At 71.8% G+C, this 14,253-nt stretch carries 15 protein-coding genes and 1 pseudogene; 11 read left to right on the forward strand and 5 right to left on the reverse strand.

Going from position 1 to position 14,253, the window contains the following annotated elements; all coding sequences use genetic code 11:
• Nucleotides 1-12 precede the first annotated feature (12 nt).
• Together ACJX2R_RS03410 and ACJX2R_RS03415 are read left to right on the forward strand one after the other, a co-directional pair.
• Nucleotides 13-558, forward strand: a complete 546-nt coding sequence (locus ACJX2R_RS03410; RefSeq protein ID WP_413098681.1) for a hypothetical protein — start codon at nt 13-15, stop codon at nt 556-558.
• The gene (locus ACJX2R_RS03415; RefSeq protein ID WP_413098682.1) at nt 533-661 is read left to right on the forward strand and encodes a hypothetical protein; all 129 of its coding nucleotides are present in this window, start codon (nt 533-535) and stop codon (nt 659-661) included. Before ACJX2R_RS03410 ends, ACJX2R_RS03415 begins: the two co-directional genes overlap by 26 nt.
• Before the next feature lie 40 nt (nt 662-701).
• Here ACJX2R_RS03415 and ACJX2R_RS03420 read toward each other — a convergent pair whose 3' ends face one another.
• From ACJX2R_RS03420 to ACJX2R_RS03430, 3 genes are all read right to left on the reverse strand, one after another.
• Nucleotides 702-1,073 carry a hypothetical protein gene (locus tag ACJX2R_RS03420; protein ID WP_413098683.1) on the reverse strand — a complete coding sequence of 124 codons (372 nt, stop codon included), beginning with the start codon at nt 1,071-1,073 and terminating at the stop codon, nt 702-704.
• 300 nt (nt 1,074-1,373) lie between these two features.
• Nucleotides 1,374-2,027 (reverse strand): response regulator transcription factor, encoded by a 654-nt coding sequence (locus ACJX2R_RS03425; protein ID WP_413098684.1) that lies wholly within the window; start codon nt 2,025-2,027, stop codon nt 1,374-1,376.
• A 4-nt stretch (nt 2,028-2,031) separates the two neighbouring features.
• Nucleotides 2,032-3,240 (reverse strand): sensor histidine kinase, encoded by a 1,209-nt coding sequence (locus ACJX2R_RS03430; RefSeq protein WP_413098685.1) that lies wholly within the window; start codon nt 3,238-3,240, stop codon nt 2,032-2,034.
• 166 nt (nt 3,241-3,406) lie between these two features.
• On the opposite strand from ACJX2R_RS03430, the gene ACJX2R_RS03435 reads away from it, so the two are divergent.
• Complete coding sequence (locus ACJX2R_RS03435) at nt 3,407-4,573, forward strand: abortive phage infection protein (protein ID WP_413098686.1); 1,167 nt, start codon at nt 3,407-3,409, stop codon at nt 4,571-4,573.
• 24 nt (nt 4,574-4,597) lie between these two features.
• Here ACJX2R_RS03435 and ACJX2R_RS03440 read toward each other — a convergent pair whose 3' ends face one another.
• Entirely contained in the window at nt 4,598-5,335 is a 738-nt protein-coding gene (locus tag ACJX2R_RS03440; RefSeq protein WP_413105762.1) for a CPBP family intramembrane glutamic endopeptidase, read from the reverse strand.
• Between the two features lie 111 nt (nt 5,336-5,446).
• Nucleotides 5,447-6,349 carry a TetR/AcrR family transcriptional regulator gene (locus ACJX2R_RS03445; RefSeq protein ID WP_413098687.1) on the reverse strand — a complete coding sequence of 301 codons (903 nt, stop codon included), beginning with the start codon at nt 6,347-6,349 and terminating at the stop codon, nt 5,447-5,449.
• 72 nt (nt 6,350-6,421) lie between these two features.
• Here ACJX2R_RS03445 and ACJX2R_RS03450 point away from each other — a divergent pair, with 72 nt between their 5' ends.
• From ACJX2R_RS03450 to ACJX2R_RS03485, 8 genes and pseudogenes are all read left to right on the forward strand, one after another.
• Entirely contained in the window at nt 6,422-8,590 is a 2,169-nt protein-coding gene (locus ACJX2R_RS03450) for an alpha-L-rhamnosidase C-terminal domain-containing protein (RefSeq protein ID WP_413098688.1), read from the forward strand.
• A gap of 136 nt (nt 8,591-8,726) precedes the next feature.
• Nucleotides 8,727-9,138: pseudogene (locus ACJX2R_RS03455) on the forward strand (alpha/beta hydrolase); the annotation flags it as partial.
• Nucleotides 9,139-9,216: 78 nt separating this feature from the next.
• Nucleotides 9,217-10,110 (forward strand): helix-turn-helix domain-containing protein, encoded by an 894-nt coding sequence (locus tag ACJX2R_RS03460; protein WP_413098689.1) that lies wholly within the window; start codon nt 9,217-9,219, stop codon nt 10,108-10,110.
• 156 nt (nt 10,111-10,266) lie between these two features.
• Entirely contained in the window at nt 10,267-10,470 is a 204-nt protein-coding gene (locus tag ACJX2R_RS03465) for a hypothetical protein (protein WP_164426075.1), read from the forward strand.
• A gap of 162 nt (nt 10,471-10,632) precedes the next feature.
• Nucleotides 10,633-11,415 carry a MauE/DoxX family redox-associated membrane protein gene (locus ACJX2R_RS03470; protein WP_413098690.1) on the forward strand — a complete coding sequence of 261 codons (783 nt, stop codon included), beginning with the start codon at nt 10,633-10,635 and terminating at the stop codon, nt 11,413-11,415.
• Complete coding sequence (locus ACJX2R_RS03475; RefSeq protein WP_413098691.1) at nt 11,321-11,797, forward strand: hypothetical protein; 477 nt, start codon at nt 11,321-11,323, stop codon at nt 11,795-11,797. The genes ACJX2R_RS03470 and ACJX2R_RS03475 overlap by 95 nt, the downstream gene beginning before the upstream one ends.
• Before the next feature lie 5 nt (nt 11,798-11,802).
• Complete coding sequence (locus ACJX2R_RS03480) at nt 11,803-13,767, forward strand: ABC transporter ATP-binding protein (protein WP_413105763.1); 1,965 nt, start codon at nt 11,803-11,805, stop codon at nt 13,765-13,767.
• Complete coding sequence (locus tag ACJX2R_RS03485) at nt 13,767-14,243, forward strand: S26 family signal peptidase (protein WP_413098692.1); 477 nt, start codon at nt 13,767-13,769, stop codon at nt 14,241-14,243. The genes ACJX2R_RS03480 and ACJX2R_RS03485 overlap by 1 nt, the downstream gene beginning before the upstream one ends.
• Nucleotides 14,244-14,253: the final 10 nt, after the last annotated feature.

Below are 14,253 nucleotides of genomic sequence, written 5' to 3' on the forward strand. Positions count from 1 at the left end.
TGCGTCTTCGGCATGTTCTACACGCCGTCCGGCAACTACTGGGCGGTGACCTTCTTCATCACCGGTTCCCTCAGCATAGTGCTCGCGCTCCTGCACACACTCTCACCGGAGCTCCTCTCGCTGCGTATCCAGGAAACCGCTCTGGGGGCCGGGTGCGGGATCCTCGCCGCGCTACTCGTCGTTCCCACAAGTGTCCGCACGGTCGCCGACGAGTGTCTGAGGGAACTGCTCGTCGTTCTCGACCACCTCATGCACTGCACACCGCAGGTCAATGGCCTGAGTCCCACGCCCGACGCACATGACCTCGACCAAGCGCTGGAAGCCTTCCGCAGGGCATGCCGTCCCCTCATGCACCCCCTCACCCCCCGCCGCGCCGAACGCGCCCGGGCCCGTCGCCTTCTCGAGCACGTGGAAACCACCGCCTTCCTCGCGCGAAGCCTCGCCACCGAAACCGGGCGAGCGGTGTGGGCGTCTGACGGCGCACCGTGCAGCGGTGGGGTGGGCGGCGGCGGTGCACCGAGGGAACCTGAATGTGGTCACGGCCGAGCACACCGATGACATCGTGATGTTCGGACGCTGGGTGGTGGCGCACCGGCGCCACTACTCCCCCGACCTCCACGGCCCGGAAACGCGCCGGACGAAGACCGATCCCCGCCCCTGATCCCGAGCGCCCGCTGACTACCCGAAGACCGGAGAACGCGTCACGCGGCAAGTGTCTGTGCCACCGCCATCGCGGGCAGACGCGCCGCCGGGATGCGTACGGGCGCGACCGGGCCATGAGCGGGCCATACGCGGTATGTGGTCTTGGCCGGATCCACCAGGGGCTCGCCGAGAGTGATCCGCCCCTGGGAGTACAGCCGGTCGCATACGCGGGTGGGCAGCGCGACATAGCAGCCGCCCCTGTTGGTGACGGAGTCGTACGGCTGCCAGTAGCCGTACCGGCGCCGTCCACTCGAGTGCACGGTGCAGAACACCGGAGTGCGGGAGTTGGACATGACGCGGAGAACACCGGCGTCGGCAGCCTCGAACGGGGCCTCGGAACGGGAGCGGGACGAGTAGAGGACCGGGGACATCAGGGCTGCCTTTCCGAGGGGCCGGGGCTCAAGATCAGCTACCCAATTAAAGCAGTGATTTGATCTCGATGGGGCCGCGGCCGAGCACAACTCCCGTTCAGACGGCGGGGCTTGAGCACCACTGGCGTTTCCCGCCGTGGTTCACCGGCGAGCGGCCGCGGCAAACCCGGTGTCGGCCTGTGGAGCCGGTGTAAGACCTCAACGGGAGTCCTCCCGGACGGGACAGTCGGTGACGAAGCAGGAAGGCCCACGGCGCGAACCGTAGGAATCCCCCTCGTTCCGGATCCGTACGCCCTCCGGTCAGGGTTGCGGATGGGCGTCGTGGGTGAGGAGGGCGAGCTGGACGCGGTTGTCCAGGTCCAGTTTGGCCAGGGCGCTGGAGAGGTGGGCCTTGACCGTGCCGAGGGAAAGGTGCAGGCGGGCGCCGATGTCCGTGTTGGACAGGCCCTCGGCGACCGCCTCGGCCACCTCGCGCTCGCGTTCGGTGAGCGACGCCAGCCGCTGCCGGGCGCGTTCGGCGCGGTCGTCCGGTGCGCCCGCCGCGTGCCGGATGAGGGCCCGCGCGGCGGACGGTGACAGCGCGGGCTCGTCGCGGGCGGCCCGCCGTACCGCCTCGACGATCTCCTCGGGTACGGCGTGTTTGACGAGGTACCCGGCGGCACCGGCGCGCATCGCCTCCAGCACCAGCCCGTGCTCGTCGAAGGTGGTCAGCACGATCACCTGCGGGGCCTGGGCACCGCGCCGGGTGAGCTCGCGGGTGGCCGCGAGGCCGTCCATGACCGGCATCCGGATGTCCATCAGGACTACGTCGAGCGCGTGTTCATGGACGGCGGCGGCCACCTCGGCGCCGTCCGCCGCCTCCCCCACGACCTCGATACCGTCCGCCCCGCGCAGCATCATCTTCAGCCCGGTCCGCACCAGGGGGTCGTCGTCGGCCAGCAGCACTCGGATCATCGCGTCACCTCGCGGGCCACGGTAGCCGGGCGCGCAGCGTGAAGGTGCCGTCGGCGGCGGCGTGGTCGAGGGTGCCGCCGTCGAGCCGGACCCGTTCGGCGAGCCCGGTCAGACCGGCACCGGTGCCCGGGACCGCCCCGTCCGCGCGTGGCGCGGCGGGCAGCCCGTTGCGGACCTCCACCGTGAGGCCGCCGCCGGGGCCTCCGGCCAGCCGCACGCTGACGGGTGTGCCGGGTGCGTGCTTACGGGCGTTGGTCAGGCCCTCCTGGGCCACACGGTAGACGGTCCGGTGAATTTGCCCTCGCACGGTGCGGATGGCGTCGGCGGTCAGCTCGGTGCGGAAGTCCACCGGCTGGCCCGTGGCCCGGGCGTCCGCGACCAGCCCGTCGATGTCCGCGATCCGTGGCAGCAGCGACACGGGCTCACCGCCGCCCTCCGCCCGCAGCAGGTGCAGCACCTCCTGCAACTCCTCCACCGCCTGGTGTGCGTTGCCCCGGATCACCTCGGCGCTCTCGGCGACCTCGGCACCGCTCAGCGCGGGCCCGGCGCCCGCCTCCGCCTGCCGGGTGCGGTAGGCCAGCGCGCCCGCGTGCACGGAGAGCAGGGAGATGCGGTGCGCCAGCATGTCGTGCATCTCGCGGGCGATGGCCTGGCGTTCGCCTCGGCGGGCGTCGGCGAGCCTGCGCTCGTGTTCGGCCCGGGCCCGCTCGGCGTCCACGCGCAGCCGCTCGAAGAGCAGCCGTCGGGAACGCAGGGCTCTGCCCGAGGCGAAGGCGGCCAGGAGGTAGGCCAGCGAGAACGCGACGTCGAGCCACAGGTCGTCAGCCGCTCCCGACATCAGCAGACCGGAGGGCACCATGCACACCGCGTACGCCCCGAGCATCAGCAGCGCCTGCCGCCAGCGCAGACGGAGCGCGAGGTTGGTGACGATCACCGCACCGGCAGGCAGAGCGCTGGTGGCCAGCGCCACCGCGGGCAGCCCGATCAGCGCCACGGCGAGCGGGGAACCGCGCCGCCACCACAGCGCGCAGCAGGCCACGAGCCCCAGCAGCGGGTCCAGTTCCGCCGCCCACCCCGGCAGTTCGCCCTGCTCCTTCACCACACCGAGCACGATCATGCCGAGGAAGACGGCCACGCAGAAGAGTCCCGCGTCCACCGCCCGGTCGGGCCAGGTGCGCCCGGCCGGGAGGGCGGGGTCGAGGCCGTTGGTCATGACGTGAGGGTATGCGGGCCGGGGAGGGCGGCACATCGGCCAACCGGCCAGACGTCCCCTGGCCATCGGTCTGACTCCCGCCGCCTTCTCCTGGACCGTCGGCGAATGGTGCCGACCCAGGTGGCTCCCGCAGGCTGCTGCCATCCGGAAGACGGGAGCGAAAGAGATGGGTGCAGTCCAGGTCAGCAGGGCGCGGTTGCTGCGGCTCGCGGGGGCCGTCGCAGTCGGCGCGGCACTGCCCGCCGGGTACGCCGCCGCGACGGAGTGGCACGACAGCGCACGTGCCCCGGCCGATCGGAAGCGGGCGGGGGACGCCCGGCCGGGCGGGGTGCGTTATCGCGGGGTCGTCTACGAAGTAGGCGAGGGCGAGACGCCTGCGACGGCGTGGAGCGCGGCTCGTACCCGCACCGATCTGCGGGCGATCCGCCACCAACTGCACGCCGACACGGTGAAGATCACCGGTGATGGCGTCGAACGCCTCACCCGCACCGCGGCCGAGGCGGCCGAGAACGGTCTGCGCGTCTGGCTGGAGCCGACCCTCGGCGATGTGCCCGCTTCGGACATCCTCGACCACCTCGCGGAGACCGGACGGTTCGCCGAACGACTGCGCCGGCAGGGCGTTCGGGCGCATCTGAACGTGGGTTGTGAGTTCCTGCTGTTCGTCCCCGGGATCGTGCCCGGCGCCACCGCGACCGAGCGGATCGAGAACCTGGTCAAGGGCGACTACGACCCGGTGCGGACCGCCCGGCGGCTGCGCCGCTTCACCGCACGGGCCGCCGCCGTCGGCCGCTCGGTCTTCCGCGGGCCGCTGTCGTACGGGGCCGCGCAGGACGAGGACGTGGACTGGGGCCTGTTCGACCTGGTGTGCATCGACTACTACGGCTGGTTTCCGAACCGTGCCGGGCACGTCAAGGAGCTGCGTACATACCAGCGTCACGGCAAGCCGCTCGCGATCACCGAGTTCGGCTGCTGCACCTTCGAGGGCGCGCCCCGCCTGGGCGGTATGGGCTGGGACGTCGTCGACTACGCCAAGACGCCGCCGCGGGTCAAGAAGGGGCTGGTGCGCAGCGAGCACACACAGGCGGCGTATCTGACCGATGTGCTCGATGTGTTCGAGTCGATGAACCTGTACGCGGCCATGGCCTACACCTTCGTGACGCCCGACGCCCCACACCGCCGCGAGCCGCGACTCGACCTGGACATGGCCGCCTACAGCCTGGTGAAGGTGATCCGGGACCGTCCGGCGGAGCCGGATTCCCCCTGGCACTGGGAGCCCAAGGAATCCTTCCGGGCCCTGGCCGGCGAGTACGCCCGCCACCGGCGGAGTCCCTGAGTGCGCGGCCGCTCATACGCTGGCTCATGCGCGCTCGTACGACTCGTCGGCACCGTACCGGCGCAGCAGCCACAGGCCGTACACCAGGTGGAAGGCGTACACGCTTCCCTGCCACCAGTCCGGGGCCGAGCCGGGAGAGCGGATCTGGAAGAAGTCGTCGAGGCCGTGGACGATCACCATCGGCCAGATCGAGCCGATCGCATAGCGCAGGGCGGCGCATGTGAAGCCGAAGAATCCGGCGGACAGCATCTGCCACAGCGTGTCGTCGAGCGGGTCGCCGAAGAACAGGAAGTTCTGGACGTGGCCCGCCCCGAAGAGGACGGCGACGCCGACGGCCGCGCGCATCGGACCGAGTGGGCCGAGGGTCTGCTGGACGAGTCCCCGGCTGTACATCTCCTCGTTGACGCCGACCCACAGCAGCGACACCAGGCCGCTGACCACCACGGTCGCGCTGCCGTCGAGGCCGGCCACGGTGTACGAGCAGGCGATCAGCAGCATCGGCGCGGCCAGCCACCAGCGGCGCGGACGGCCCGGCGCGGCCACCCCGGAGACGCGCAGCCACCCCCACCGCCACAGCACGAGCCACACCCCCGCGGCACAGATGGCGTTGACCAGGGTGGCGCCGAGGTCCGGGTACCAGGAGGGCGCCAGTGGGGGCAGGATGACCTCGGCGAAGAGCAGCAGCACGGTGTGCCATGCGAACGTCAACTCCACCGCGCCGCACAGTGGATGACGGATGACGTGGTCTTTCCACGACTGCATCACGGGGACGAGCGTAGCCGCGGGCGTGGAAAAGGGAACGCGGAGCCTTCGTGATCGAGATGATCTGGTCTTGCCCTGCTACTCCTGGCTGGACTTTCGGTACTGGGCCTCCTACGCCGGGCGGGTCCGGCGGGCGCGGTAGGCGCGTTGGCGGCAGGCGTCGGAGCAGTAGGTACGCGGGCGGCCGGTGGAAGCGGGGCGGGAGACGGGGTTGCCGCACTGCGGACAGGGAGTTTCGTAACGCTTTGGTGTTTCGTGGCGGCCATTGGACTGGTTCCGGACGAACGTCTCGATGCTGTCCAGCACGAGCCGGAGGCCGAACTCGAAGCCACGGTCGCGGGGGTGATGCAGGGCACCTGCCGCGCGAAGGCTCGCCACCATCGGATAGCGCGCCGGGACGAAGACGGCGTCCCAGAAGTGGGCGCGGGCGGCCCACCACTGCTCGTCGGTCAGGCCGGAATGCCGCTCGACGGCGGCCGCGTCGAGGGCGTCCCTGGCGGCGCCACGCACATAGGAGTCCACCATGTCGAACACATTGACCAGCGCCGCCGGGGGCAGACCGGTCGCGGTGAGCACCCGCAGGACGGATTCGTACCAGGCGAAGCCGTGGGGCCCCAGGGCGGGACGCCCGGCCGGAAGGCGCAGGATCCAGGGGTGACGGTGGTAGAGGCCCCAGTCGGCGCGGGCGGACAGCTCCAGCCGGGTCCGCCAGCCGCCCGGCGCGGCATCGGCCGGCGGGACTTCGCCCATCACGGCGTCCGTCATGAGGTCGAGCAACTCGGCCTTGCCGGGCACGTACCGGTAGAGCGACATCGTGGTGCAGCCGAGCCGTTCGGCGATCCGGCGCATGGACACGGCGGCGAGTCCTTGTGCGTCGGCGATCCCGACGCCGGTGCGCACGATCTGCTCAAGGGTGAAGGCGGGGCGCCGGCCTCGGTTCGGGCGCTCGCCCAGGCCCCAGAGCAGTTCCAGGCCGCACACGGCGCTCGCTTCCTCGCTGTGGCCGGATTTCATCCGCCATCACCCCGCCAGACGTTGACCACCACTCAGCGTATGCGTACAGCATAAACAATGAAATTGAACCGAATGACTCGTTCAACCATGGTCCTCGCCTGTCTCGCCGCCACCCTCTCCGGGACTCTCGCCGCCGGGCCTCCGGACCGGGCAGTGGCCCTGTCCCGGGAGCCGGTCGGCATGGATCCGGCCTGGCGACAGCAGGTGCTGCACGTCCCCGGCACGTTCGTGCGGCCCACATCGGTGACCGCCGAGGGAGACGGTGGCACCGTCACCGGCGCCGACGGGGCGTTACGCGAGGGCGGCGCGGCGGCGATCCTCACCACGACCGCCGCGCGGGGCGCGCGGCTGGTGATCGACCTCGGCGTACTGGCCGGAGGGTACGTCGAGTTGGGGATCCGGCGGGCGTCGGGCGCGCCGATCAGAGCGTCGTACGCGGAGGCGCGCCAGTACCTCGGCCCGGCCGGGGACGCCGATCCCGACCCCGACGGCTTCTTCTACGGGGGCCGGTCCCTGGGCACCGACGACGATCCCGACGGACGGGCGGACGTCTACGCCCCGCCGCGCGGATCCACCGTGCTGCGCAGCCCGGGGCTGCGCGGCTCCCAGCGGTACGTCGCGATCACGCTGGACGGGCCCGGTTCGCTCGCCCTGGACTTCGTACGGGTGCGACAGACGGCCTTCCCCGGCGCGTACGACGGGCACTTCCTCTCCAGCGATCCGGTGCTCAACCGTGCCTGGTACGCGAGCGTCTACGGCCTGGATCTGTCGACGGCCCGCGGCCGCCGTACCGCCGTGGGGCGGCCGTGGGTCGTCATGGACGGCCCCAAGCGGGACCGCACCGTGTACGCGGGCGACGTCCAGCTCGTGGCCCTGGCCGCGTACCAGCAGGGTGGCGCGTACCGCCGCGTACTGCGCGACACCATCAACCTGTTCGCCTGCCAGCAGCGGCCCGACGGCACGCTTCCGGCCACCAGCCTGATCGATGTGCCGTGCGAGCCCGGCGACCCCGGCCCGCCGGACGGGTCACCGGCCGGGTTCGAACCGCCGGGCGCGGCCGGGCAGGTCAGGCTCGACAGCTTCACCCTGCTGTGGGTCGTCAGCGTGGCGGACTACCTGCGCTTCACCGGGGACAGGGCCTTTGTGCGGCCGCTCCTGCCCGTGGCACGCCGCGCCCTGCGGTTCTTCGGCGAACACGCCCCGGACGCCGACGGCGGGCTGTTCCGGACCGCCGATTACGACGGGCTGCCCGCCCAGAACTGGCACACCCCGGACCGGGCCGCCGGCGTCGACGCCACCACCAACGCCGCCTACTACGCGGCGCTGCGCTCGCTGGCCCGGCTCGAGCGGTCCGTGGCGGGCGACCGGGGCGCCGCGGCGGCGCTCGACCGCCGGGCGCACCGGGTCCGGGCCGCGCTCCTCACCAGGCTGTGGGATCCGGCGGCCGGGGCCATGACGCTCAACACCGACGACCCGCGCCGCGACCACACCGCCGATGCCAACGCCGCCGCCCTCGCCTTCGGGGTGCTCGACCGACCGCGGGCCCGGCGCGCCATCGCATACCTGGACACGCGCCTCAGCGGTCCGTACGGCACGCTCACCACCCGGCACACCGACAACCCCTACATGACGCGGTACATCTCCCCGTATGTGATGGCCCAGGAGAGCCTGGGCCGGTTCCGCCACGGGGACGGCGCCGGAGCGCTCGGGCTGATCCGCACCGCATGGGACCACATGATCCGCCAGGGTCCCGGGACACCGTGGGAGGAGGCCGGCGCCGACGGGAAGCCTGCCGTGCCCCGGCCCGGAACATCGCTGGCCTGGGGCGGACACGTCGGCATGGCCCACGCCTGGAGTACCGCGGTGCCCGCGCTGTCGATGCATGTACTCGGTGTCCGGCCGCTCGCCGACGGCTACCGCACATGGGCGGTGGAGCCCGATCCGGTCGACCTGGGCTGGGCACAGGGCGACGTCCCGGTACCGGCGGGCACGTTGTCCGTGCGGTGGCGGCGCGGGGCGGACGATGACTCGTTCGTCCTCACCGTCCGGGCACCGGAAGGCACGGCCGGCCGGGTCGCTGTTCCCCTCCTCGACCAGGACCGCACCATCGCCGTGGACGGCCGGATCGCCTGGCACGACGGCCGCCCGTCGGGAGACGCGGGCCGGGGCGCCCACCGCGTGGGCGATACGGTCGTCTTCGAGGGGGTGCGTGGAACCGCCACCTTCGCCTGGGCGGGGTAGGTCCCGAGGCCGACGACGATCGACGACGTCGTACTGCCCGCCGGGACTGTATCCGTGTGGGTGCTCCCCCGCTTCGGCACGGTCGGGCGATTGACGTAGGTGTCACCGGGAGCGCCTCGACAACAGGCACTCCCGAAAGGCAACGGCGGCGGGCGAGCCGGTCGGCCCGATCGTCGTCCGCTGCAACGCCCACCTGGCCGAGCGTGCCGTACCGGAGTGGCGGGGCCACGCTGGACGCCCCTCCAGAAGAAGCCAGGATCACCGCCGCGGTCTTCGGCATCCTCTGGCACGACTTGGCCGAGACCGCGCGGCGGATCACCATCCCGATCGAGTTCGTGCTCCAGTGGGACGACGAGCACATCCCGCGCCAGTCGGGTCTGGCGTTGTTCGACGCCTTCGCCTCGAAGGAGAAGACGTTGCACGTCAACGCGGGCAGGCACAAGGAAGTGCCCAGGTTCGAGGCCGACAGCGCGGTCCGGTTCTTCGCCCGGCACCTCGCGGCGGCCCGTGAGCTCGCCGGTTCGCCCCCGCCGTCCGCTTTGGCCTGATCCCTGTGGCCCCCGTCTCACCGTGCCGGACACGATGGGCCTTATGTGACCGATCCACGGACACGAGGGGGAAGCACAATGCACGAGAAGTACTCGCCGAGGGGCTTATCGCGTGCGTCGGATTCGCGAGAGCTGATCACCAGGAAACCCGGCGCCGCCGCGCGCGAGCATGTGCTGGGATACCGGGGCTTCCGGTTCGGCGCGCGGCAGCCTCGATGTCGGCTGCTGGTGCCGGACGGTGTGGTGAAGGTGATGCTCGGGTTCGGCGAGCCGGTACGGATCGCCGACGCGGTGGATCCGCGCCAGTCCGTCACCGGAACCTCAATGATCAACGGCTTACGGGCCACCGCCACGCTGGGCGAGCACACCGGCCAGTTGTCCGGCGTGACGGTCATGCTGACGCCGATCGCGGCCTTCCGCTTCTTCGGCATGCCGATGGCCGAGCTGGCGGAGCGCAATCTGGACCCGGCCGATCTCCTCGGCCGGGAGGCGGGCCGTCTCCTCTGCCGCCTGTCCGAGTGCCGCGACTGGGCCTCGCGCTTCGCCCTGCTCGACGGGGTGTTCTCGGCCCGGGCCCAGGCCGGGCCGGTGTGCGCGCCCGAGGTGGTCTGGACGTGGCGGCGGCTGGGACGCACCCACGGCCGGATACGCGTGGGGGAACTGGCCGCCGAGACCGGATGGAGCCGCCGACGGCTGGAGCGGCGCTTCCGCGAGCAAGTGGGCCTGCCACCCAAGCAGTTCGCCCAGGTGCTGCGGTTGCAGGAGGCGCTGCGTCTTCAGGACGGCGGTCTGCCCTGGGCGGAGGCCGCGGCCCTCGCGGGCTACTACGACCAGGCCCATTTCGCCCGGGCCTTCAAGGACCGGGTCGGCTGCACGCCGGGCCGGTTCGGAACCCGCCGGGCGTCCTCCAAGCCCGGCGACCCGCTGGACTTCCTGCCCGATCAGGTCACCAGCGTTCTGCTCGCCGAGTGAGGGCCGCGCGCTCCCGGCGTCGCATTCGTACAAGACATCCCTTCTGCCGGATCGCGATGGTGGCGGAGTCGGCAGGCGCCGTCTGTCGGCTCGACCCAACATCGGCCCGCGCCCAGTCCACGGAGCCGGGCCGGACCCGACGGAAGGAGGGTGGACATGTACAGGACGCTCACCACGATGGGCAGCAGGCTGCTCGGCCTGTTCGTTCCCCAGGTGGAGGCCTCTGCCGTGCAGGTGAAGCAGTGCTGGCCGCAGTGCTGGCAGTGCAACCGGCAGTACGGCGGTCCGTGCGGCTGCAACGCCCGGTGCTGCAAGAACTCGGCCGGAGGCTTCGACTGCGCCGGTTGCGTGGGCTGCTGACACCACGCGGGGCCGCGCCGACCGCCGTCCGCTCCTGGGCGACGGCGTACGCGGCGCACCGCTGAACCACGGCGGACGGGCGGCCCCCGAGTGGCCAACGGGGGCATTCGGGGGCCGCCTTCACGCTCAGCCCGCACCCCTACCTCGATCGAAAGGGTTGCCGTGCAGTATCTGGTGATCGCGGTCCGGGCCATGATCGGCGTGGTCTTCCTGATCGCCTTCCTGAGCAAGTCGGCGGGGCGGGGCAGGTTCACGGCCTTCGTGGAGTCGCTGCCCGCCATGGGAGTGGTGCCACCGCGGCTGGTCGGACCCGCGGCGGGGGCCGTGGTCGCCGCGGAGGGCGCGGTCTGTGCCCTGCTCATCGTGGAGTACGACGGCGTCACCGTGGCCGGACTGGCCCTCGCGGCGGGGCTGCTCAGCGTTTTCGCGGCGGCGATAGCCCGCACGATACGGCGGGGAACGGGCGCCGCCTGCCGCTGCTTCGGGGCCTCGGCGGCCCCGCTCGGCCGCCGCCACCTGCTGCGCAATGTGGTACTGACCGCCGTCGCGGCGGCGGCCGGACTGATGACACTGGCGGACCCGGCACCGGCGACGGCGACGGGAGCGCTCGTGGCGGCGGTGGCCGGACTCGTCGCGGGTGTCCTGGTGACCGTACTCGACGACCTGGCCGAGCTCTTCAGTCCGTCCAGGGCCCGGCAGATCCCCGATTCGACGCGCGCACACACCATCCGAAGGCCATCCGCAACATCCGGGATATCCGGTACATCCGGGAGGAACGATGCCAGTCCTGATCAGCGCCGTGGTGCTCGTGGGGGCACTGTGTTCGCTGGACCTGATCCTCACCCTGGGCGTGATCAAGCGCCTGCGGGAGCACGGCGAGCTGCTGGCGGCGAGGCCCGTCGACCGGCCGCGCTCGGCGATCGAACTCGGCGAGCCGGTGGGTGAGTTCGCCACCCACACCGTGGACGGCGAGCCGTTGGGCCGCGCCATGATGACCGGGACCACCTTGGTGGGCTTCTTCACGCCGACCTGCGGACCGTGCAAGGAGCAGCTGCCGAAGTTCATGGAGTACGCCCGCACGATGCCCGGCGGACGCGATCGGGTGCTGGCCGCCGTGGTGGGCGATGAGGACCTGGCCGCGCCCATGGTCGCCGAACTGCGATCGGTGGCGAAGGTCGTGACCCAGACCCGCAACGAGGAGCCCATGGGCGCGGCGTTCGAGATCATGGCGTTCCCCACGGTGCTCATGGTCGCGCCGGACGCCGAGGGCGATGTCGTGGTCACCGACGACGCGGTGGACCTGTCCCGGCCGACGCTTCCGGTGTGAGGGCCATGCGCGGGCGAGGCGGCCACGAGGAGTCGGCGGGGGACACCGACCGCGCCCCTTCCGACGCCCCTTCCGGACACTCGGGGCGCGCCTCGGGGGGCTCGGGACGCGCCGTGATCGCGCTGCGGCGGCTCGCCGCCGTCTGCGCCGTCACCGCCCGCGCCGCCCCCGGCACCCTGCTGCTCCATATAGGGCTGTCGCTGCTGGTGAGCGCGTTGCCGGTGGTGACGGCGTGGCTGATGAAGCTGGTCCTGGACGATCTGGCGAGCGGTGCCCCGAGCACGCTGCTGTGGCCAGGTACGGCGATGGCCTGCATCGGTGTGACGGCGGTGGTGGCCTCGCAGGCCATGCGCTACGCGCGAGCGGAGCTGGACCGCCGGGTGGGGCTGGAGATGCAGGACCGGCTGTTCGCCGCCGTCGACGGGTTCGTCGGGCTGGGGAAGTTCGAGAACCCGCACTTCCTGGACCGCCTGCGGCTGGCCCAGCAGGCGGGCCACGAGACGGCCACCCATGTCGCGGAGAGCATCCTGGGCGTCGTGCGCGCCGGGGCGACCATCGGTGGCTTCCTCGGTTCGCTTTTCCTCGTCAGCCCCGTGATGGCGGGGATCCTGCTGGTGGCGGGGGTGCCGGTGCTGTGGTCGGAAGTGGCGCTGGCCCGGCGGCGGGCGCGGATGCTGTGGGAGGTCGGACCAGTCGAGCGGCGGGAGTTCTTCTACGCGGATCTGCTGTCGAGTGTGGAGGCGGCCAAGGAGGTCCGGCTCTTCGGAATCGGCCCGTTTCTGCGCGAGCGGATGCTGACGGAACGGCGTACGGCCAACGCCGCGAAGCGGGCCATGGACCGGCGGGAAATCGCCGTACAGACGGGGCTGGGCGGACTGGCGGCGCTGGTCTCCGGCGGTGGACTGCTCTGGGCGGTCCTCGCGGCGCGTGGCGGGGCGCTGTCGGTGGGCGATGTGACCATGTTCGTGGCCGCGATCGCCGGTGTGCAGGGGGCGCTGACCTCGTTGGCGGGCGACGCCGCGCAGGGCCAGCAGACACTGCTGATGTTCGATCACTACACGGCGGTGACGCGGGCCACCTCGGACCTCCCGGTCGCGGACCGGCCCCGCCCGTTGCCGGCACTGCGCCATGGAATCGAGCTCCGGGACGTCTGGTTCCGCTACTCTCCCGATCTCCCGTGGGTACTGCGCGGCGTCGACCTGCACATTCCGCAGGGCCGTGCGCTGGCCCTCGTCGGGCTCAACGGGGCGGGCAAGTCCACTCTGGTGAAGCTGCTCTGCCGGTTCTACGACCCGACGCACGGCGCGATCCTGTGGGACGGCGTGGACATCCGTGAGGTCGATCCGGCGCGGTTGCGGGAGCGCGTGGGCGCGGTGTTCCAGGACTATATGCAGTACGACATGACGGCGGCGGAGAACATCGCGCTCGGCGACCTCACCGTGCTGGCGGATCGGGGCCGATCGCGTGAGCGGATGCGTCAGGCCGCCCAACGGGCGGGAATCGACCGTCAGTTGGCCGCACTCCCCCGTGGCTATGACACCTTGCTGACCCGGATGTTCTTCACGGAGGAGGACAAGGACAACCCGGAGACGGGCGTGGTCCTCTCCGGCGGCCAGTGGCAGCGGCTGGCGCTGGCGAGGGCGTTCCTGCGCGATGCGTGTACGCGCCGCGAACTGATGATCCTCGACGAGCCGTCGGCCGGGCTCGACGCGGAGGCGGAACACGAGATCCACGCGTCCCTGCGAAGCGAACGGAGCACCCGTACCAGCCTGCTGATCTCGCACCGGCTCAGTGCGCTGCGGGACGCGGACATCATCGTCGTACTCAAGGACGGGCGGGTCGCCGAGCGGGGGGACCACACCCTGCTGATGGCGGTGGGCGGCGAGTACGCGCGGCTCTTCACCCTCCAGGCCGGTGGCTATCAGCTCTCTGCCGAGGAGTCTTCGGTGGCGCCGGAAGAGGCCGTGTGATGGGTCTGCCGGTACTGGGACTGGGGATGGCCCTGGGCGCGGCTCTCATCACGGGAACGGTGCTGCGGCGGACACTCGTGGTCGTGACCGTACGCGGCGGGAGCATGGAACCCACGTACCGCGACGGGGAGCGAGTGCTGGTGCGGCGCGGCGGACGGTGCGCGGTCGGGCACGTGGTCGTCGTGCGACAGGAGGACGGCGGGCGGTCGTCGCCCACCCCGAGCCAGGCGGTAGCGGCCGTCGGTACGGCACGAGAGTGGATGATCAAGCGTGTGGCGGCGGTGGCGGGCGACCGGCCGCCCCCGGGAGCTCTCCCGGAGCCGTACGCCGCCGGTGGCCCCGTCCCACCCGGGGCACTGGTCCTCCTGGGCGACAACACCCACAACAGCTTCGACTCCCGCGAGGCGGGCTACTTCCCCACGGCACACGTTCTGGGCACCGTCCTCCGGCCCCGACCCCCGGCCGACGTACGATGAGGACGCCACC

Origin of the sequence: Streptomyces sp. Inha503 (genome assembly GCF_047215865.1) — a bacterium.
Lineage (GTDB): Bacteria > Actinomycetota > Actinomycetes > Streptomycetales > Streptomycetaceae > Streptomyces > Streptomyces lycopersici.

Bases quoted from the DNA above. Each gene is read 5' to 3' on its own strand.
- ACJX2R_RS03445 (WP_413098687.1), bottom strand. From the start codon at position 6,349: ATGAAATCCGGCCACAGCGAGGAAGCGAGCGCCGTGTGCGGCCTGGAA.
- ACJX2R_RS03435 (WP_413098686.1), top strand. From the start codon at position 3,407: ATGGGTGCAGTCCAGGTCAGCAGGGCGCGGTTGCTGCGGCTCGCGGGG.
- ACJX2R_RS03485 (WP_413098692.1), top strand. From the start codon at position 13,767: ATGGGTCTGCCGGTACTGGGACTGGGGATGGCCCTGGGCGCGGCTCTC.
- ACJX2R_RS03460 (WP_413098689.1), top strand. From the start codon at position 9,217: ATGCACGAGAAGTACTCGCCGAGGGGCTTATCGCGTGCGTCGGATTCG.
- ACJX2R_RS03410 (WP_413098681.1), top strand. From the start codon at position 13: ATGTTCTACACGCCGTCCGGCAACTACTGGGCGGTGACCTTCTTCATC.
- ACJX2R_RS03440 (WP_413105762.1), bottom strand. From the start codon at position 5,335: ATGCAGTCGTGGAAAGACCACGTCATCCGTCATCCACTGTGCGGCGCG.
- ACJX2R_RS03465 (WP_164426075.1), top strand. From the start codon at position 10,267: ATGTACAGGACGCTCACCACGATGGGCAGCAGGCTGCTCGGCCTGTTC.
- ACJX2R_RS03420 (WP_413098683.1), bottom strand. From the start codon at position 1,073: ATGTCCCCGGTCCTCTACTCGTCCCGCTCCCGTTCCGAGGCCCCGTTC.
- ACJX2R_RS03450 (WP_413098688.1), top strand. From the start codon at position 6,422: ATGACTCGTTCAACCATGGTCCTCGCCTGTCTCGCCGCCACCCTCTCC.
- ACJX2R_RS03480 (WP_413105763.1), top strand. From the start codon at position 11,803: ATGCGCGGGCGAGGCGGCCACGAGGAGTCGGCGGGGGACACCGACCGC.
- ACJX2R_RS03430 (WP_413098685.1), bottom strand. From the start codon at position 3,240: ATGACCAACGGCCTCGACCCCGCCCTCCCGGCCGGGCGCACCTGGCCC.
- ACJX2R_RS03425 (WP_413098684.1), bottom strand. From the start codon at position 2,027: ATGATCCGAGTGCTGCTGGCCGACGACGACCCCCTGGTGCGGACCGGG.